This is a genomic window from Streptomyces sp. V3I8 (assembly GCF_030817535.1).
In the GTDB taxonomy this organism is placed as follows: domain Bacteria; phylum Actinomycetota; class Actinomycetes; order Streptomycetales; family Streptomycetaceae; genus Streptomyces.
In genome coordinates this window covers 4,441,117-4,459,033 of record NZ_JAUSZL010000002.1, presented here as the reverse complement: position 1 = coordinate 4,459,033, position 17,917 = coordinate 4,441,117, and the positions used below count along the sequence as shown (strand labels likewise).

General features: G+C 71.5%; 17 protein-coding genes and 1 tRNA gene. 7 read left to right on the top strand and 11 right to left on the bottom strand.

Features of this window, described 5'->3' with window-relative positions:
- Positions 1–12: 12 nt before the first annotated feature.
- The 3 genes from QFZ75_RS19800 to QFZ75_RS19790 are packed head-to-tail and all read right to left on the bottom strand — an operon-like array spanning position 13 to position 2,947.
- On the bottom strand, positions 13–759 hold the full coding sequence (locus QFZ75_RS19800; protein WP_307538731.1) for an RNA methyltransferase: 747 nt from the start codon (positions 757–759) through the stop codon (positions 13–15).
- Positions 756–2,177 (bottom strand): HTTM domain-containing protein, encoded by a 1,422-nt coding sequence (locus tag QFZ75_RS19795; RefSeq protein WP_307538729.1) that lies wholly within the window; start codon positions 2,175–2,177, stop codon positions 756–758. Before QFZ75_RS19795 ends, QFZ75_RS19800 begins: the two co-directional genes overlap by 4 nt.
- Positions 2,174–2,947 (bottom strand): DUF5819 family protein, encoded by a 774-nt coding sequence (locus tag QFZ75_RS19790; RefSeq protein WP_307538727.1) that lies wholly within the window; start codon positions 2,945–2,947, stop codon positions 2,174–2,176. Before QFZ75_RS19790 ends, QFZ75_RS19795 begins: the two co-directional genes overlap by 4 nt.
- 348 nt (positions 2,948–3,295) lie before the next feature.
- On the opposite strand from QFZ75_RS19790, the gene QFZ75_RS19785 reads away from it, so the two are divergent.
- Positions 3,296–4,432 (top strand): acyl-CoA dehydrogenase family protein, encoded by a 1,137-nt coding sequence (locus QFZ75_RS19785; RefSeq protein WP_307538726.1) that lies wholly within the window; start codon positions 3,296–3,298, stop codon positions 4,430–4,432.
- Between the two features lie 20 nt (positions 4,433–4,452).
- Here the strand turns inward: QFZ75_RS19785 and QFZ75_RS19780 are convergent, their stop codons facing one another.
- From QFZ75_RS19780 to QFZ75_RS19765, 4 genes are all read right to left on the bottom strand, one after another.
- Positions 4,453–4,782: a rhodanese-like domain-containing protein gene (locus tag QFZ75_RS19780; protein WP_307544609.1), complete on the bottom strand. Its 330-nt coding sequence runs from the start codon at positions 4,780–4,782 to the stop codon at positions 4,453–4,455.
- A gap of 91 nt (positions 4,783–4,873) precedes the next feature.
- Positions 4,874–5,971, bottom strand: coding sequence for a J domain-containing protein (locus QFZ75_RS19775; RefSeq protein WP_307538724.1), 1,098 nt, complete (start codon positions 5,969–5,971; stop codon positions 4,874–4,876).
- A gap of 166 nt (positions 5,972–6,137) precedes the next feature.
- Entirely contained in the window at positions 6,138–7,520 is a 1,383-nt protein-coding gene (locus QFZ75_RS19770; RefSeq protein WP_307544607.1) for a DUF2252 domain-containing protein, read from the bottom strand.
- Between the two features lie 284 nt (positions 7,521–7,804).
- Positions 7,805–8,176 carry a helix-turn-helix domain-containing protein gene (locus tag QFZ75_RS19765; protein WP_307538722.1) on the bottom strand — a complete coding sequence of 124 codons (372 nt, stop codon included), beginning with the start codon at positions 8,174–8,176 and terminating at the stop codon, positions 7,805–7,807.
- A gap of 113 nt (positions 8,177–8,289) precedes the next feature.
- Here QFZ75_RS19765 and QFZ75_RS19760 point away from each other — a divergent pair, with 113 nt between their 5' ends.
- Positions 8,290–8,949 carry an FMN-dependent NADH-azoreductase gene (locus tag QFZ75_RS19760; RefSeq protein ID WP_307538720.1) on the top strand — a complete coding sequence of 220 codons (660 nt, stop codon included), beginning with the start codon at positions 8,290–8,292 and terminating at the stop codon, positions 8,947–8,949.
- Positions 8,950–9,112: 163 nt separating this feature from the next.
- Here QFZ75_RS19760 and QFZ75_RS19755 read toward each other — a convergent pair whose 3' ends face one another.
- From QFZ75_RS19755 to QFZ75_RS19740, 4 genes are all read right to left on the bottom strand, one after another.
- Positions 9,113–9,466, bottom strand: coding sequence for a hypothetical protein (locus tag QFZ75_RS19755; RefSeq protein ID WP_307538719.1), 354 nt, complete (start codon positions 9,464–9,466; stop codon positions 9,113–9,115).
- Positions 9,423–9,743: a hypothetical protein gene (locus QFZ75_RS19750; RefSeq protein WP_307538717.1), complete on the bottom strand. Its 321-nt coding sequence runs from the start codon at positions 9,741–9,743 to the stop codon at positions 9,423–9,425. Before QFZ75_RS19750 ends, QFZ75_RS19755 begins: the two co-directional genes overlap by 44 nt.
- A gap of 199 nt (positions 9,744–9,942) precedes the next feature.
- Positions 9,943–10,698 carry a polysaccharide deacetylase family protein gene (locus tag QFZ75_RS19745; RefSeq protein ID WP_307538715.1) on the bottom strand — a complete coding sequence of 252 codons (756 nt, stop codon included), beginning with the start codon at positions 10,696–10,698 and terminating at the stop codon, positions 9,943–9,945.
- Positions 10,699–11,156: 458 nt separating this feature from the next.
- Positions 11,157–11,243: transfer RNA gene (locus QFZ75_RS19740), tRNA-Leu, on the bottom strand.
- A 513-nt stretch (positions 11,244–11,756) separates the two neighbouring features.
- Between QFZ75_RS19740 and QFZ75_RS19735 the strand changes: the two genes are divergently transcribed.
- The 5 genes from QFZ75_RS19735 (at position 11,757) to QFZ75_RS19715 (ending at position 17,769) form a co-directional block, all read left to right on the top strand.
- Entirely contained in the window at positions 11,757–12,620 is an 864-nt protein-coding gene (locus QFZ75_RS19735) for a DUF3662 and FHA domain-containing protein (RefSeq protein WP_307538713.1), read from the top strand.
- A gap of 10 nt (positions 12,621–12,630) precedes the next feature.
- Entirely contained in the window at positions 12,631–13,152 is a 522-nt protein-coding gene (locus QFZ75_RS19730) for an FHA domain-containing protein (RefSeq protein WP_307538711.1), read from the top strand.
- A gap of 128 nt (positions 13,153–13,280) precedes the next feature.
- Positions 13,281–14,819, top strand: a complete 1,539-nt coding sequence (locus QFZ75_RS19725; RefSeq protein WP_307538709.1) for a Stp1/IreP family PP2C-type Ser/Thr phosphatase — start codon at positions 13,281–13,283, stop codon at positions 14,817–14,819.
- A gap of 26 nt (positions 14,820–14,845) precedes the next feature.
- On the top strand, positions 14,846–16,282 hold the full coding sequence (locus QFZ75_RS19720; RefSeq protein WP_307538707.1) for an FtsW/RodA/SpoVE family cell cycle protein: 1,437 nt from the start codon (positions 14,846–14,848) through the stop codon (positions 16,280–16,282).
- Positions 16,279–17,769, top strand: a complete 1,491-nt coding sequence (locus tag QFZ75_RS19715; RefSeq protein WP_307538705.1) for a penicillin-binding transpeptidase domain-containing protein — start codon at positions 16,279–16,281, stop codon at positions 17,767–17,769. The genes QFZ75_RS19720 and QFZ75_RS19715 overlap by 4 nt, the downstream gene beginning before the upstream one ends.
- The last annotated feature ends 148 nt before the right edge of the window (positions 17,770–17,917 follow it).

Genomic DNA, 17,917 nt, shown 5'->3' with positions numbered 1-17,917 from the left:
CGCTCCGCAGTCCTACGCCGCACTCCAGTGGAACAGCGCCATCGCCACACTGGTGGCCAGGTTGTAGCTGGACACCTGCGCCCGCATGGGCAGGGAGACCAGGTGGTCGCTGCGCCCCCGCAGGGCGGCCGACAACCCACTGCGCTCCGAGCCGAAGGCGAGAACCGCGTCGTCCGGGAGCTTCAGCCCCCGGATGTCCTCCCCCTCCGGGTCGAGCGCGAACACCGGCCCGGCGGGCAGCTCGTCCACGGCCAGCCGCTCCACGGCGGTGGCGAAGTGCAGCCCCGCCCCGCCCCGCACGACCGTGGGGTGCCACGGATCGAGCGGACCGGTGGTGACGACCCCGGTCGCCCCGAAACCGGCCGCGAGCCGGATCACCGCCCCGGCGTTCCCGAGGTTGCGCGGCTGGTCGAGGACGACCACGGGCGCGGTACGGGGCGTGCGGGCGAGCGCCCGCAGGTTGGCCTCACGCACGGGCCGCACCGCGAGCGCGGCCACCGCGGTCGGATGCGGACGCGGCACGAGCGCCCGGTACGCGGACTCCGGGACCTCCGCCAGCAGGGCGTCCAGCGTGTCCCGTACGTCCGGGGCGAGTTCGTCGGCGAGGGCGAGCGCGGCCGCCCGGTCGGTGGTGACCGCCACCCGCACCTCGGCCCCGAAACGCACCGCGTGCTTGAGGGCATGGAAGCCGTCGAGCAGCACGGCGGTGTCGGCGAGCCGGTGCCAGGTGCTCACGGGCTCGGGGTCACGGGACGTCATGGCGCGAAGCCTACGTGCGGCTGCTCCACCGTCTCCGCCGCCTTCGGCGTCTCCGCGGGGCGCGGGGCCTCCTCGCGCGGCCCCGGGAGCGTACGCCCCAGGCGCGTACGCGCGACGCGGGACGACAGGCGTCCGCGCGCGCGTGCCAGGCGTCCGCGCGCGCGGGCCGTCCGTCCGCCGAGGCGGCGCAGGAAGGACGTCGGCAGGAAGACCGCGTCGGCGGCGATCATCGCCAGCGAGAAGAACGGCAGGCCCAGCACGAGGGCGATCACGGCGTGCTCGGTCATCATGCCCGCCAGCAGCACGTTCTTGACCCGCCGGTTGAACAGCGTGAACGGGAAGGCGACCTGCGCGATCACCGTCCCGTACGTCACCAGCATGACCAGGACGCCGCTCGCGGACAGGAGGTCGGACAGGACGGGCCAGGGGGAGAAGTAGTCGAGGTGCAGCGGGTAGTACACGGCCGTGCCGTCCTGCCAGCGCGAGCCCTGGACCTTGTACCAGCCGGCGGTCGCGTAGATCAGGCACGCCTCCGCCATGATGACGAAGAGGGCCGCGTTGTGGAGGAGGTTGGCGACGACGTCGAGGAAGATCCGCGGCTGGACGCTCCGGGTGTACCGGCCGGCCAGCCACCACAGGCCCTGGACCACCCACAGCCCCCACAGGACGGTCCGCCAGCCGCCCGCGAACCCGCCGTCGATCTTCCCCGCGAGCGTGACCGCCGCCAGGGCCGACCCGAGCACGGCCCACAGCACGACACCGGTCCGGTCCGTACCGGTACGGTCTGCACCGGTCCGGTCCGTAGGGACCTGGTCAGCATGAGCCCGGTCCGCACGCGCGCGTGCCCGCCGCGCGTCCAGCGACCACACCTGGCCGCAGCGCGTGAGGACGAGGTAGATCGACATCAGGTGGATGACGTTGTCGCCGCCGTCCCCCATGAAGATGCTGCGGTTCTGCAGGGAGAGCACGCCGAGCAGGAAGAGCACGGACATGGTGCGGGTGCGCCAGCCGAGCAGGAACAGGACGCCGGAGAGCACGGCGAACGCGTAGACGGTCTCGAACCAGACCTGGCTGTCGGCCCACATCAGGACCGTGAAGGCGTGGTTGCTCGCGGTGAGCTGCTGCGCGAGGTCCCAGCTCCAGGGTCCGTCGGGCCCGTACATCTCCTGGCGGTGCGGGAACTCCCGGAGCAGGAAGAGCAGCCAGGTCCCGGCGAACCCGATGCGGATCACCGCGCTCTGGTACGGGCCCAGCGCCTGGCCGGTGAGCCGGGCGACGACGCGCGCCGGCCGCCCGGGACCGCTTACGCGGTGCGGGCCGGGAGCGCCCACCGGACCGCCGCCACCGCCGCCACCGCCATCACCGCTGACGTTGCCGGCCCTGCTGACGTTGCCGGCCCTGCTGTCGTGGTCGTTCATCGGGCACTCGCCGCCGTCTCCGTACCGTTCACGGGCCGTGTTCCGGCCGCCCGGTCGTTCTCCGCCACCTGCCACCAGGGCAGCTGCCGCAGGACCGGCTTGTCGGACACCTGCTCCTCGCTCCACTGCGGCGGCGGCACGTTGGTCGTACGGGAGCGGACCTGGACCTGCTGGACGACGGCGTCCGGGCCGCCCGCCCCCGCCCGGTCCAGTCGCAGGACCACGATCCGGCGCAGATAGCGCTCGGAGAGGTCGCCGCGCAGACCGTTCGGGCGGTTCGCGCCGTCGTGCGTGGCGACGAAGAAGTCCCAGGCCCTGCGCAGTTCGTTCTGCTGGGTGTGGCTGGGCAGCGGGTTACCGTCGATGGCCCGGCCGTCCGCCGCGGAGAGGTCGTACCAGCGGGTCGTCCTGACGGCACCGTCCGTCGCCTTCACCTCGGCACGGACCTGGACCGCGATGTTCTGCTGCAGGGGATTGGGCGCGAAGAGCTTCCAGTTCTGCTCGAACTCCGGGTAGACCCACTCGTCGATCGCCCGCCCGTGCTGCTTGGTGACCGTGTTCGACGGAGCGACGTGCAGGAAGACCATGCCCAGGTGCACGCAGGCGACCACCGCGACGAGCGCGAGCGCCAGCGCGGCGGCGATCTGGAAGGGAAGCGACAGGGCGGCGAGGCCGGCGGGAGGAAGGGCGGCCGTGGAGTGCGGCGGGGCGGCGGCATCGGGCGCACCCGGCACGGGCCGGGCGTCCGGACCCTCGTCGTACGCGTCCATTGCGCCCCGTCTCCCCATGCCTGCGTATCTGTGTGTCCGTGTGTCTGTGTGTCTGTGTGTCTGTGTGTCTGTGTGTCTGTGTGTCTGTGCGTCCGGTGCGTGCCGGATGTCCGCGGCTGTCGCCGCCCGTCCCGCGACGGCCGCACCGGAACGGTACTCAGACTCACCGGCCCGGCACAGTCCCAGGGGGCGCAGCGGTCACGAGGACATCCACAGCGGTGGACACCTTACGACCCCGCGCCCCACCGTCCGCGGACGGTGCCCGGCCCCGCACCGTTCCCTTCTTCTAGAACCTGTTCTATCTTGACGCTCCGCCGGACCGGACGGATCAGCCGGGAGGACAGAACCATGGACTTCAGCTTCAGCGAAGAACAGCGGGCGGCCGTGGAAGCGGCGAAGGCGGTCTTCGCGGGGGTCGCCCCGGACTCCGTGCCGAGTCCCGCGCTGACCAAGGGCGCCGTCGCGGACGACTTCGACCGCGTCCTGTGGGCACGGCTCGCCGACGCCGACCTGCTGGGCCTGCTGTTCGACGCGCGCCACGGCGGCTCCGGCCTGGACGCCGTCGCCCTGTGCCTGGTCCTGCGGGAGTCGGCGAAGGTACTCGCCCGGGTGCCCCTGCTGGAGAGCACGGCGGCCGCCGTCGCCGTACAGGCCCACGGCAGCGGGGAGGTGCGGACCGAGCTGCTCGAACGGGCCGGCCGGGGCGAGCTGGTGCTGACCGTCGCCGCGCACGGGCGCACCGGCCACGACGGCGCCGAACTCGCCGTGACCGCGGGCCAGGAGGGCGACGCGTGGGTGCTGGACGGACTGCAGACGGCCGTGCCCTGGGCGCGGAACGCCGACTTCGTCCTCGTACCCGCGCTGAGCGCCGGCTCGGGCCGCGCCGTGCTCGCCCTCGTCCCCCGCGGCCACCCGGGCACGCGCATCGCCGGGCAGGTCTCGACGACGGGCGAGCCGCTCGGCGAACTCCACCTGGAATCCGCACGGATCCCCGCCCGGTACGTCCTGGACGCCGACGGTGCCTGGGAGGAGCTGCGCAACCTGCTGACCACCGGGACCTGCGCACTGGCGCTCGGTCTGGGCGAGGCCGTGCTCGGCATGACCAGCGAATACACCGGCAAGCGGGAGCAGTTCGGCTTCCCCGTCGCCACGTTCCAGGCCGTCGCCGTGCAGGCCGCAGACCGCTACATCGACCTGCGGGCGATGGAGGCGACCCTCTGGCAGGCCGCGTGGCGGATCAGCACGGGGGCGGGCGGGGCGCTGCCCGCGTCCGGTGACGTGGCCGTCGCCAAGATCTGGGCCTCCGAGGGCGTACGCCGGGTCGTGCAGACCGCCCAGCACCTGCACGGCGGCTTCGGCGCGGACACGGACTACTCGCTGCACCGGTACCACGCCTGGGCCAAGCACCTGGAGCTCGCGCTCGGCCCGGCGGCGGCACACGAGGAGTACCTGGGCGACCTGCTGGCGGCACACCCCCTGGGATGACGGGTCCGCTACAGCTACAGCTACAGCACGAAGCCCGGTTTGCCCTCCGTGTTCACCACGGGGCGGCCCCCGGCCGCCCAGTCCTGCATGCCGCCCGCGACGTTCACCGCGTCGACGCCCTGCTGGTTCAGGTACATCGCGACCTGCGCCGACCGGCCGCCGGAGCGGCAGATCACGTGGACCCGGCCGTCCTGCGGCGCCGCCTCGGTGAACTCGCCGTACCGGGCCACGAATTCACTGATGGGGATGTGCAGTGCCCCTTCGGCGTGACCCGCCTGCCACTCGTCGTCCTCCCGGACGTCCAGCAGGAAATCTCCGTCCGCGAGATCCCCGACCTCGACCGTGGGCACGCCAGCTCCGAAACTCATGGCCCCGACGCTACCCGACCGACGCCTCACACATGCCGGCCGGCCGGAGCGGGAGGCAGGGACCGAAGACTCCTCAGGCCTCGCTGCCGAGCAGTCCCGCCAGCTCCGCCTCGCGCTCGCTCACCTGCGCCAGCAGCTGCTCGGCGACCTCCTCCAGCAGCTTGTCGGGGTCGTCCGGCGCGATCTTGAGCATCCCGCCGATCGCGCTCTCCTCCAGTTCGCGGGCCACGAGCGCCAGCAGCTCCTTGCGCTGGGCGAGCCACTCGAGACGCGCGTACAGCTCCTCGCTGCGGCTCGGCCGCCACTCCTCGGACACCGGACCGGCGGCCCACTCCCCGGACAGCTCCCGGAGCAGTGCCACGTCCCCGCGGGCGTAGGCGGCGTTGACGCGGGCGATGAACTCGTCGCGCCGCGCACGCTCCGTGTCGTCCTGCGCCAGGTCGGGGTGCGCCTTGCGGACGAGCTCCCGGTAGAGCTTGCGGGCCTCGTCGCTGGGCCGCACCCGCTCCGGCGGACGCACCGGCTGCTCGGTCAGCATGGCCGAGGCCTCCGGGGACAGCCCGTCCGAGTCCAGCCAGTTGTGGAACAGCTCCTCTATGCCCGGCATCGGCATGACCCTGGCCCGGGCCTCCTGCGCCTTGCGCACGTCCTCCGGGTCACCGGTGCTCGCGGCCCGCGCCTCGGCGATCTGCGCATCCAGCTCGTCGAGCCGCGAGTACATCGGCCCGAGCCGCTGGTGGTGCAGCCGGGAGAAGTTCTCCACCTCGATCCGGAACGTCTCCACCGCGATCTCGAACTCGATCAGCGCCTGCTCGGCCGCCCGCACGGCCCGCTCCAGCCGCGCCTCGGGCCGCTCGCCCCCCTCGTCACCGGATTCGGCAGCGGGTCCGGCGGCGGGTCCGGCGGCGGATTCGGCAGCGGGTTCGGCGGCGGATTCGGCAGCGGGTTCGGCGTCACTCCCGTCCGCCGCAGCCGTCGCACCCTCCGCGCCCGCCGCGTCACCACTTGGTCCGGCACCGTCCTCGACGACCGGATCGGCGGCCGGCCCGCTCGACGGCCCGTCGGTCGGCTCGGCGGCACGCGAGTCGTCACCGAACCGCTCCGCGGAGGACTCGGACGGGGGCTCGGACTGCGGCTCGGACGGGGGCTGCTCAGCTTCCGGGGTCGTCACCCGCCCAGCCTAGGCCACGGCTACGGCCGCCACCCGAACCCGCCCGGAACAACGGCCCGCACACCGGGCTCGGCCGCCCCGCCGGGTGCCCGCCCGGCCGGCCGGACCGGTCTCAGACCAGCCGGACCGGCCGGGCCAGCCAGACTGGTCAGCCCGGCTGGCCCGGTCAGACCCCCAGCTCGCCGGCGATCCGTCCCGAGCGCACCGCCGTCACCAGGTCCGCGTGGTCGGCCTCGGTACGGTCCGCGTACGCCACCGCGAACGTGCCTATCGCCTCGTCCAGCTCATCGTTCTTGCCGCAGTACCCCGCGAGCAGCCGGGGGTCGGCGCTGTGGGCGTGCGCCCGTGCCAGCAGCGCCCCCGTCATGCGGGCGTAGTCGTCCATCTGGTCCGCGGCCAGCGCCGCGGGATCCACGCTGCCCTTGCGGTTGCGGAACTGGCGCACCTGGAAGGGCCGGCCCTCGACCGTGGTCCAGCCGAGCAGGTTGTCGCTGACGACCTGCATGCGCTTCTGGCCGAGGACGACCCGGCGGCCCTCGTGCCCGACCTCCGGCACCGGGAAACCGGCCGCCTCCAGATACGGCACCAGGACGGACGCGCGAGCCTCCTTCACCTGGAGGACGAGCGGTTCCTCGCGGTGGTCCAGCAGCAGCACCACGTACGAGCGCGTGCCCACGCTGCCGGTGCCGACCACACGGAAGGCGACGTCGTGCACCGCGTACCGGGCGAGGAGCGGGAGGCGGTCCGCGGAGAGCGTGCCCAGGTACTCCTCCAGCGCCAGCGCGACCGCGGTCGCCTCGCCGTCCGGGACGCGGCGCAGCACGGGCGGGGCGTCGACGAAGTGGCGTCCGCCGCCCTCGACGCTCTGTGTCGACTTCGCCGCGAATCGCCCGCTGGTGTTGGCCCGCGCCTTCTCCGAGACCCGCTCCAGCGTGCCGAGCAGGTCACGGGCGTCGGCGTGCGAGACCAGCTCCTCGTCCGCGATGGCGTTCCACGCGTCCAGCGCCGACAGCTTGGCGAGCAGCCGCATCGTGCGCCGGTAGGAACCGGCCGTGAACCGGGCGGCCTCCAGGCAGGTGTCCTCGTCGGCTCCCGCCTCGCGGGCGGCCAGCACCAGCGAGGTCGCCAGGCGCTTGAGGTCCCACTCCCACGGTCCGTGCACCGTCTCGTCGAAGTCGTTCAGGTCGATGACGAGGCCGCCGCGCGCGTCCCCGTACAGGCCGAAGTTGCCCGCGTGCGCGTCGCCGCAGATCTGGGCGCCGATGCCCGTCACGGGCGTACGCGCCAGGTCGTGCGCCATGAGGCCGGCCGAGCCGCGCAGGAAGGCGAACGGGGTGGCCGCCATCCTGCCGACCCGTATGGGGGTCAGCTCGGGGATGCGGCCGAGACCGGACTTCTCGACGGCCGTCACCGCGTCCGGGCGGTCGCCGTCCGGGTCGAGCGACGCGTGCGCGCTGCGCGGAACGCGTTCCCGCAGCGCCTTGCCCTCCTTCTTCGGCGAGCCCTCCGCCGGCCGGCCCGCGAACCCGCGCACCGCCGGGATCCTCATCGCCTCGGCCACCGCACCACCGGTACCACTCACCCCGAACCGCCTCCCCCGCACACGAACACCGTCACGCACGAACATCAATGCGTGACGACCGTACCCCCGGCCGCCGATCCGCGTGCGCCCCTGTGGACAACTCCCCGGTTGTGGAAACCCACAGCTCAGTCCGGGCGGACGCCCCCGGCACAGCCCCCGGTCCACCGCCGCTACCCCCGGTCCACCGCCGCTACCCCCGGGCCACCGCCGCTGCCCCCGGGCCCTCGCCGCTGCCCCCGGGCCCTCGACCGCTACTTCCGGAACCGCTCCGGGCAACGGCCTTCCTCCGTCAGGTACTTCTCCGCCCACGCGCCCAGTTCGGTGAGCGCGGGCTCCAGCGCGGAGCCGGCCTCCGTGAGGCGGTAGGAGACGCGCAGCGGCGGGCCCTCGTCGACCTCGCGCACCACCACTCCGACGCCCGCCAGTTCGGTCAGCCGGTCGGAGAGCATGCGCTCGCTGATGCCGGGGATGGCCCGGCGCAGGTCGGCGAAGTGCACGGGGGCGGGCAGGAGCACCGCCACGATCGGGCCCGTCCAGCGTTTACCGAGCACCTGGAAGACGCGGGTGATGCCGTCGTCGACCCGTCGGCACGACGCAGCGTCGTGGTTTTCCTGCAGCGCCATGCCCTCAGAGTACTGTCTTCCCGACTTGGGGATGAAAAAAAGTAAGCTCCTGTGTTATTGATAGTGACGTACTAAAGCGAAGCCCTTTTCGAGCACACTCATCCGGAGATCCCATGGCCACCCTGTTGCACATCGACTCGTCCGTCCTCCCCGGTTCCGCCTCGGCGTCCCGCGCCGTCACGGACGCCTTCCGCAAGGCCTGGGAGGAGGAGCACCCGGAGGGCACGGTGGTCTACCGCGACCTCTACGCGAACCCGGTCCCGCACATCTCGGCCGACGGTCACACCGCCGCCTTCACCGACCCCTCGGAGCACACCCCGGAGCAGGCCGCGGCCTTCGCCCGGCGCCTGGAGTTCATCGAGGAGCTGGAGGGGGCGGACGCCGTGCTGATCGGCGCGCCCATGTACAACTTCTCGATCCCCTCGACCCTCAAGGCGTGGCTGGACAACGTGATCGTCGTCGGCCGCACGGCCGGTGAGACCCCGACCGCCAAGGGCACCCCGGTCACCATCGTGGCCAGCCGCGGCGGCGCCTACGGGCCGGGCACGCCCCGTGAGGGCTACGAGTACGTGCGGAACTACCTGGAGGCCGTCCTCAAGGACATGCTCGGCCTGGACGTCGAGTTCATCGTCCCGGAGCTCACGATGGCCTCGCAGGTCCCGGCGATGGCGGAGCTGGTCCCGCTCGCCGAGGCGTCCCGCGCCAAGGCCCTGGAGGACGCGGCCGCCAAGGGCCGGACCCTCGCGGAGCAGTTCACGTCGAAGGCCGCCTGACACAGGCCACCACGGCCCCGCGCCCCGGCCGGCCACCACGGCCGGGGCACCTGTCCCGCCCCCGGCCCACCACCTCGGCCGGACCCACCGGCCCACCACCTCGCCCCACCGGCGCGCCCCACCGCGCCCCGTCCCGCGCCTCGGAGCGCGGCAGAAGCGCCCCTCACGCCCCCGCGAGCCTGTTGATCTCCGCGGTCCCCAGCACCCGCTCCCCGGGCCCGCCACGGGCCACCGCGACCATCGCCAGGCCGGCCTGTTCCGTCGTGGTGAGCGACCGGGGCGCCGGCTTCCGCAGGACCGGCAGCAGGCGGCCGGTCACCGCGTGGACCACACGGTACGACCGCGTCCTGGACCTGATCCCGTGCAGCGGCCGGACGAGCCCCGGCCGGAACAGGTACGCGTCCACGCCCTCCAGTGCCGGCAGCGCGTTCCCCGTCTCCCCCTTGACCCGCGCCCACATCACCCGCCCGCCATCACCCGCCCGCGCGCGGTGCTGATCGGTCCCCTGCCCGGACACGTAACAGACAGAAGGTCGGTCCCGGACTCGCGGCGGCCAGGGAGCGCGCGACCGCGAGCGTGGGGCCGTACGTCACCTCGCGGTACGCGGTCTCCTTCATGCCCGCCGACGGGACGCCGGGGCAGAAGAAGCAGGCGTCGTACCCGGAGAACTCGCCCTCGAGCCCGCCGAGGTCCGTGAGGTCGGCGCGCAGGACCTCGCGCGGTTTCGGGTGCGTGACCCCCACCGGCGTACGGCCGACGACGAGCACGCCCCGACCGCCGCGTCCCGCAGGCACTCGCGCAGGACTCCGCGCCCGGCCACCCCGGTCACCCCGGCCACCCCGGTCACCCCGGCCACCCCGGCCACCCCGGCCACCCCGGTCACCCCGGTCACCCCGAAGAGGATCACCTTCACAGAGCCACTCCCGCCATGCGGTCCGGACCGGCATCCGGCGCCGTCCGGCCGTGAGATACCTCACGGCCGGACCAGGCGGATCAGCGCACCGGGAAGCCGAAGCTGTAGCCCTGCTCCTCGAGCTGGGGGAGGAGCCGGCGCAGGGCCTCGACGGTCTGGGTGCGGTCGCCGCCCGCGTCGTGGAAGAGGAGCGTCGGCCCGTTGGGCAGTTCCCGCTCGACGGTGGCGACGATGGTGTCCGCGCTCGGCCCCTCGAAGTCCTTGGTGTCCACGTTCCAGCCCAGCGGGCGCATGCCGCGGGAGGCGGCCAGTTTGCGGCTGTAGGGGGTGAACGCGCCGCCGGGAGCCCGGTAGTACATCGGCCGTACGCCCCCGGAGGCCTCGGTGATCATGCGTTCGGCCTTGAGTATCTGCTGCGACTGGTACTCCTGGGACTTCTTGTCCATGGAGGTGTCGTGCGACACCGAGTGGTCGCACAGCCGGTGCCCGGCCGCGACCACCTTCTTCACCAGGTCCGGGTGGGCCTGCGCCTGCGTTCCCACCATGCAGAACGTGGCCTTCACCCCGTGTTCCCGCAGCACGTCGAGCATCTGCGGGGTGTAGACGGGGTCGGGGCCGTCGTCGATGGTGATGTTGAGGCCGCGGGCCCCCTTGTCCGAGGAGTGCGCGATGGTCACCGCGACCGGCTTGACCGACGCGGTCACCTTCGGTGACGGTTCGCTCACGGTACCGGCCTGCGCGGTCCACATGGAGGCGCCGGCGGCGAGCACCGCCACTCCGAGCGCCGCCCCGATCGCCTTGCCGTACCAGCCCTGCCCGTTGCCGTGCCGTGCCATGTCCGCCCCCGTTTTCACGCAGTTCCTCACCCGCTCGATCCCAGAGAACCATCTGGCGGAACGAGGTGGTCCCCCTGGGACGCGTCCGTTACCGATCAAGGACAATAGCGGTGGAATTCGCGGACAACTCGCCGCGCGCGGAGGGCGGTTGGTCCGGATCAGACAAGGTCCGGCGCAGTCTGGCGCCGCCCGGAAGCGGTGATCCACGGCGCGGAGACAGGGCCTTAACAGTGAGATAGCTCACCGCCGGGACCCTGTCGTGTCACCGCCCGGAGCGTCACCAGGTCGAGCCGTCACCAGGTCGCACCGCTGCCGGTTCGCACCTCTGCCGACTCCGACCGTCATCGGTTCGGACCGAGATGCGGGTGGACATCCGGGGGACATGCAGGTGGACATACGAGAAGCGGGCCCCGCCAGGACTTTCGTCTCCGGCGAAGACCCGCTTCATCGGTTCTTCATGGTGCGCGAGGGGGGAGTTGAACCCCCACGCCCTTTCGGGCACTGGAACCTGAATCCAGCGCGTCTGCCTATTCCGCCACCCGCGCATTGGGTGTGTCTTCCGTGTCCCACCTGGTGGGTGAGCGCCTTCCGACATGCAGAAGATTAGCACGGTGGCCGGGGTGGATTCACATCCGTTTCCGGGGGCCGGCGGGAGGGCCGCGGCCGGGCCACCGGCCCCCGCGGCGCCCCGCCGCCACCGGCGGGGCCGACTCCCGTGACGCCCCCGGCCTCACCGTTCCCGGCTGTTCCCGCCTTTCCCCGTACCGAGCCGAACCGGTTCACGTATCAACCTCGTACCGGTCCGGGCCATCTCCCCACGAGGGGGCCTGGGTCCACTGCCGGGTGCGGGACACTGTGGTGGGGCCGCCTCTACGATCCTCCCCATACGGAGTGCGCCGGGGGCGTTCGAAGAGGGACTTCGGCGGGAACTCCGGGAGGGGACTTCAGTGCGCGTCGACATCTGTCGACCGGGCCGACAGGGGGAACCAGCCGATTTCCCGGCGCGTGGATACGATCAGTGAGCAGTACCAGGGCAACGACGAAGGAGGAGGTGCCCCATGGGAGTCCTGAAGAAGTTCGAGCAACGTCTCGAAGGTCTGGTCAACGGCACCTTCGCCAAGGTGTTCAAGTCAGAGGTCCAGCCCGTGGAGATCGCGGGAGCACTCCAGCGCGAGTGCGACAACAACGCCACCATCTGGAACCGCGACCGGACCGTCGTCCCCAACGACTTCATCGTGGAGCTGAGCACGCCGGACTTCGAGCGGCTCAGCCCCTACTCGGGCCAGCTCGGCGACGAGCTGGCCGGCATGGTGCGCGACTACGCCAAGCAGCAGCGCTACACCTTTATGGGCACCATCAAGGTCCACCTGGAGAAGGCGGACGACCTCGACACCGGCCTGTACCGGGTGCGCAGTCGCACGCTCGCCTCCTCCGCGAACCAGCAGGCCGCCAACCAGCAGGCCGTCACCTCCGAGCGCGCCCCCGCGGGCCCGCCCCCGGCGGCCGCCCGCGGCCAGGCCGGCGGCTACGGCTACCCGCCCGCGGCCGCTCCCCCCATGCCTGCCGCACCGCCGCCCGGCGGGCGTCCGGGCGCCGCACCAGCGGGCCAGCGGCCCGCCGCGGCCCCGCAGCCGGGCGGACGCACACGGCACTGGATCGAAGTCAACGGCACCCGCCATCAGATCTCCCGCCCGACGCTCGTGCTGGGCCGCAGCACCGAAGCCGACGTGCGGATCGACGACCCCGGCGTCTCACGCCGGCACTGCGAGATCCGGACCGGAACGCCCTCTACGATCCAGGATCTCGGGTCCACCAACGGCATCGTGGTGGACGGACAGCACACCACCCGCGCTACGCTCCGCGACGGCTCGCGGATCGTCGTGGGCAGCACCACCATCATTTACCGGCAAGCCGAAGGGTGAAGCGGGGGCAATGTCAGAGCTGACCCTCACGGTCATGCGGCTGGGTTTCCTGGCCGTACTGTGGCTGTTCGTGATCGTGGCCGTGCAGGTCATCCGCAGCGACCTGTTCGGAACGCGTGTCACACAGCGCGGGTCGCGACGGGAAGCCCAGCGGCCGCAGCAGGCCGCGCGCCAGACCGCGCCACCACCGCAGCGCCAGCAGGCGGCGGCCGGTGGCGGCAGCCGCCAGCGCCGCGGCGCTCCCACCAAACTGGTCGTCTCCGAGGGCATCCTCACGGGCACGACCGTTGCCCTCCAGGGGCAGACCATCACGCTGGGGCGCGCACACGACAGCACCATCGTGCTGGACGACGACTACGCATCCAGCAGACATGCCAGGATCTACCCGGACCGGGACGGCCAGTGGATCGTCGAGGATCTCGGGTCCACCAACGGCACCTATCTCGACCGGACCCGACTGACGACTCCCACGCCGGTTCCGCTGGGCTCGCCGATCCGCATCGGCAAGACCGTCATCGAGCTGCGGAAGTAGTGCTACGTCATGAATGAGCGCGAGCGGAGCGAGCGAGCAGCGGCGGTCCCCACGGCGGATCCCGGCGCGCTCCCGACCGGAGGGTGGGCACCGTGCGGATGTACCCGGAGCCGACGGGCGAGGTGCGCATGAGTCTGTCACTGCGCTTCGCCGCCGGATCGCACAAGGGCATGATCCGAGAGGGCAACGAGGACTCCGGTTACGCCGGACCACGGCTGCTCGCGATCGCCGACGGGATGGGCGGCCAGGCCGCCGGTGAGGTCGCCTCGTCCGAGGTGATCTCCACCATCGTGGCGCTCGACGACGACGTGCCCGGCTCCGACATCCTCACCTCCCTCGGCACGGCCGTGCAGCGCGCCAACGACCAGCTCAGGATGATGGTCGAGGAGGACCCCCAGCTCGAGGGCATGGGGACCACCCTCACCGCCCTCCTGTGGACGGGCCAGCGGCTCGGCCTCGTGCACGTCGGCGACTCGCGCGCCTACCTGCTGCGCGACGGCGTGCTCACCCAGATCACCCAGGACCACACGTGGGTGCAGCGCCTCGTCGACGAGGGCCGCATCACGGAGGAAGAGGCCACCACCCACCCGCAGAGGTCCCTCCTCATGCGCGCGCTGGGCAGCGGCGACCACGTCGAGCCCGACCTCTCCATCCGTGAGGTGCGGGCCGGCGACCGGTACCTGATCTGCTCCGACGGGCTCTCCGGGGTCGTCTCCCACCAGACGATGGAAGACACCCTCGCCAGCTACCAGGGCCCCCAGGAGACCGTGCAGCAGCTGATCGAGCTGGCGCTGCGCGGCGGCGGTCCCGACAACATCACCGTCATCGTGGCCGACGTCCTCGACATCGACGGCGGCGACACCCTCGCCGGCCAGCTCTCCGACGTACCCGTCGTCGTGGGCGCGGTCGCCGAGAACCAGCTCCAGTCGCAGGACGACGGCGCCATGCAGACGCCCGCCGGCCGTGCCTCCGGCCTCGGCCGCCAGGTGCCCGGACAGGGCGGCGGCGAGTTCGGCCCGCCCGGCAGCGGCGACACCACCGGGTACGTACCCACCGACGGGTTCGCCGGCTACTCCGACGAGGACTTCGTCAAGCCGCGCTCCGGGCGGAAGTGGCTGAAGAGATCCTTCTACATCGTGCTCGCGCTCGGCGTCATCGGCGGCGGGCTGTACGGCGGCTACCGCTGGACGCAGACGCAGTACTACGTGGGCGCCAACGACGAGCACGTCGCGCTGTACCGCGGCATCAGCCAGGACCTCGCCTGGGTCTCGCTCTCGAAGGTGGAGAAGGACTACCCGAAGATCGAACTCAAGTACCTGCCGCCGTACCAGCAGAAGCAGATCGAGGCGACGATCACCGAGGGCGGTCTGAAGGACGCCCGGTCGAAGATCGACGAGCTCGAGACGCAGGCGTCCGCGTGCAAGAAGGACGCCGACCGCCGCAAGGCCGAGAGCGAGCAGAACGCGAAGACCGGCGAGGGCGAGGCCGGCGGGGTCACGGGAACCACACGGACCTCCGTCGCGTCCAAGGCCACACCGACGCCGACGGCGCCCCCGTCCGGTCCGTCGCCCGACCCGTCCAAGTCCACGACCGCACCCACGCCCACACCCGGCCCCAGCCTCTCCGACGAAGAGCAGAAGCTGGTCTCGCTGTGCGGTAAGCAGTAAGCAGCCGTGAGGGGCCCTTTCACACGATGAGCAGCACTTCCAACACGCCGACGCACCACACGTCCACGATCGGCTCGATCGGCACACCGAGCCGGCGCAACACCGAGCTCGCGCTGCTCGTGTTCGCCGTGGTCATCCCGGTGTTCGCCTACGCCAACGTCGGGCTGGCGATCAATGACTCGGTGCCGCCCGGCCTGCTGAGCTACGGGCTCGGGCTCGGCCTGCTGGCCGGCGTCGGCCACATCGTCGTACGGAAGTTCGCACCGTACGCGGACCCGCTGATGCTGCCGCTGGCGACGCTGCTCAACGGCATCGGGCTCGTCGTCATCTGGCGCCTGGACCAGTCCAAGCGGCTGCAGGCGAGCAGCACGTTCGTCGAGGCGGCCCCCCGCCAGCTGCTGTACTCCGCGCTGGGCGTCGCCCTCTTCGTGGCCGTCCTGGTCTTCCTCAAGGACCACCGCGTCCTGCAGCGCTACACCTACATCTCCATGGTCGGCGCGCTGATCCTGCTGCTCCTGCCCCTGGTCCCGGGCCTCGGCCTGAACGTCTTCGGCGCCAGGATCTGGATCTCGATCGCCGGCTTCACCATCCAGCCCGGAGAGTTCGCGAAGATCGTCCTCGCGATCTTCTTCGCCGGCTACCTGATGGTGAAGCGCGACGCGCTGGCCCTCGCAAGCCGCCGCTTCATGGGCATCTACCTGCCGCGCGGACGCGACCTGGGCCCGATCATCGTCGTCTGGATCATCTCCATCCTGATCCTGGTCTTCGAGACCGACCTCGGTACCTCGCTCCTCTTCTTCGGCATGTTCGTGATCATGCTGTACGTCGCCACCGAGCGGACCAGCTGGATCGTCTTCGGCATGCTGATGTCCGCGGCCGGCGCCGTCGGCGTGGCCTCCTTCGAGTCGCACGTCCAGCAGCGCGTCCAGGCCTGGCTCGACCCGATGCGCGAGTACGAGCTGAGCCAGCAGGGCGTCTTCGGCCACACCGAGCAGTCCATGCAGGCCCTGTGGGCCTTCGGCTCCGGCGGCACCCTCGGCACCGGGCTCGGCCAGGGCAACTCCGACCTCATCGGCTTCGCCGCCAACTCCGACTTCATCCTCGCCACCTTCGGCGAGGAGCTGGGCCTGGCGGGCGTGATGGCGATCCTGCTGATGTACGGCCTGATCGTGGAGCGCGGCGTGCGCACCGCCCTCGCCGCCCGCGACCCCTTCGGCAAGCTGCTCGCCATCGGCCTGTCCGGCGCCTTCGCCCTCCAGGTCTTCGTGGTCGCCGGCGGCGTCATGGGCCTGATCCCGCTGACCGGTATGACGATGCCGTTCCTGGCGTACGGAGGCTCCTCCGTCATCGCCAACTGGGCGCTCATCGGCATCCTGATCCGGATCAGCGACACCGCCCGCCGGCCCGCGCCGGCCCCCGCACCCAACCCCGACGCCGAGATGACCCAGGTGGTCCGACCGTGAACAAGCCCCTGCGCCGGATCGCGATCTTCTGCGGACTCCTCGTCCTCGCCCTCCTCATCCGCGACAACTGGATCCAGTACGTCCAGGCGGACGCGCTGAAGGACGACACGAAGAACCGCCGCGTCGCCATCGCGCGCTACGCCACCCCGCGCGGCGACATCATCGTCGACGGCAACCCGATCACCGGGTCCACCAAGACGAACGGCGGCGACTTCAACGACTTCGCCTACAAGCGCACCTACAAGGACGGCGCGATGTGGGCCCCCGTCACGGGCTACGCCTCGCAGGCCTTCGGTGCCACGCAGTTGGAGAGCATCGAGGACGGCATCCTCACCGGCAACGACGACCGGCTGTTCTTCCGCCGCACCCTCGACATGATCACCGGCAAGAAGCAGGAGGGCGGCAATGTCGTCACCACGCTCAACGCCGCCGCGCAGAAGGCCGCGTACAACGGCCTGCTGAGGCAGGGCAAGGGCGCCGTCGCCGCGATCGACCCGGAGACCGGCGCGATCCTGGCGCTGGCCTCCACCCCCTCGTACGACCCGTCGAAGTTCGCCGGCAACTCCACCAAGGTCGACGGCAAGGCCTGGAACAAGCTCCAGAAGAAGAACAACCCCGACGACCCGATGCAGAACCGGGCGCTGCGCGAGATCTACCCGCCCGGGTCGACCTTCAAGGTGGTCACGGCCGCGGCGGCGCTGGAGCACGGCATCGTCGACAGCGCCGACGAGAAAACCGACTCGCCACTGCCGTACACCCTGCCGGACACCACCACCGAGCTGAAGAACGAGGGGAACATCCCCTGCAAGAACGCGACGCTGCGCGAGGCGCTGCGCGTCTCCTGCAACACCGTCTTCGGCAAGCTGGGCGTCGACGTCGGCAAGGAGGACATGCTGGAGACGGCCAAGAAGTTCGGCTTCAACGAGGAGCAGTTCGTGCCGGTCCGCTCCAGCGCCTCCGTCTTCCCCGAGAAGATGGACCGGCCGCAGACCGCGCTCAGCTCCATCGGCCAGTTCGAGACCGCGACGACCCCGCTGCAGATGGCCATGGTGGCCTCGGCCGTCGCCAACGACGGCACGCTCATGAAGCCGTACATGGTCGACAAGCTCCAGGCGCCGGGCCTCGACGTCATCGAGCAGACCGACCCCGAGAAGATGAGCGAGCCGCTCTCCGAGAAGAACGCCCAGATCCTCCAGTCGATGATGGAGACGGTCGTCAAGGAAGGCACCGGCACCAAGGGCGACATCAACGAGGGCGGCGTCACCGTCGGCGGCAAGACCGGTACCGCGCAGCGCGGTGTCGAGAACAGCGAGAACCCGTACGCGTGGTTCATCTCGTACGCGAAACTCGACGACGGCAGCTCTCCGGTCGCCGTCGCCGTGGTGGTCGAGGACGAGAGCGCCAACCGTGACGACATCTCCGGCGGTGGTCTCGCCGCTCCGATCGCGAGGGACGTGATGAAGGCAGTCGTCGACAGCAAGAAGTGACCCCGCTCACGTCCCCCTCGCATCGGTGCACGTTGCGATACCGGTCTCGTATCGGGTGACGGTTGTGGCCGGGTCAGTCAAGGCGGTCCGGGTACGGTATGCCCGGACAGCACACCGCCGGACCACATGTGGTGTGGTCAGGACCGTC

Bases quoted from the DNA above. Each gene is read 5' to 3' on its own strand.
- QFZ75_RS19800 (WP_307538731.1), bottom strand. From the start codon at position 759: ATGACGTCCCGTGACCCCGAGCCCGTGAGCACCTGGCACCGGCTCGCC.
- QFZ75_RS19795 (WP_307538729.1), bottom strand. From the start codon at position 2,177: ATGAACGACCACGACAGCAGGGCCGGCAACGTCAGCAGGGCCGGCAAC.
- QFZ75_RS19790 (WP_307538727.1), bottom strand. From the start codon at position 2,947: ATGGACGCGTACGACGAGGGTCCGGACGCCCGGCCCGTGCCGGGTGCG.
- QFZ75_RS19785 (WP_307538726.1), top strand. From the start codon at position 3,296: ATGGACTTCAGCTTCAGCGAAGAACAGCGGGCGGCCGTGGAAGCGGCG.
- QFZ75_RS19770 (WP_307544607.1), bottom strand. From the start codon at position 7,520: ATGAGGATCCCGGCGGTGCGCGGGTTCGCGGGCCGGCCGGCGGAGGGC.
- QFZ75_RS19765 (WP_307538722.1), bottom strand. From the start codon at position 8,176: ATGGCGCTGCAGGAAAACCACGACGCTGCGTCGTGCCGACGGGTCGAC.
- QFZ75_RS19760 (WP_307538720.1), top strand. From the start codon at position 8,290: ATGGCCACCCTGTTGCACATCGACTCGTCCGTCCTCCCCGGTTCCGCC.
- QFZ75_RS19745 (WP_307538715.1), bottom strand. From the start codon at position 10,698: ATGGCACGGCACGGCAACGGGCAGGGCTGGTACGGCAAGGCGATCGGG.
- QFZ75_RS19735 (WP_307538713.1), top strand. From the start codon at position 11,757: ATGGGAGTCCTGAAGAAGTTCGAGCAACGTCTCGAAGGTCTGGTCAAC.
- QFZ75_RS19730 (WP_307538711.1), top strand. From the start codon at position 12,631: ATGTCAGAGCTGACCCTCACGGTCATGCGGCTGGGTTTCCTGGCCGTA.
- QFZ75_RS19725 (WP_307538709.1), top strand. From the start codon at position 13,281: ATGAGTCTGTCACTGCGCTTCGCCGCCGGATCGCACAAGGGCATGATC.
- QFZ75_RS19720 (WP_307538707.1), top strand. From the start codon at position 14,846: ATGAGCAGCACTTCCAACACGCCGACGCACCACACGTCCACGATCGGC.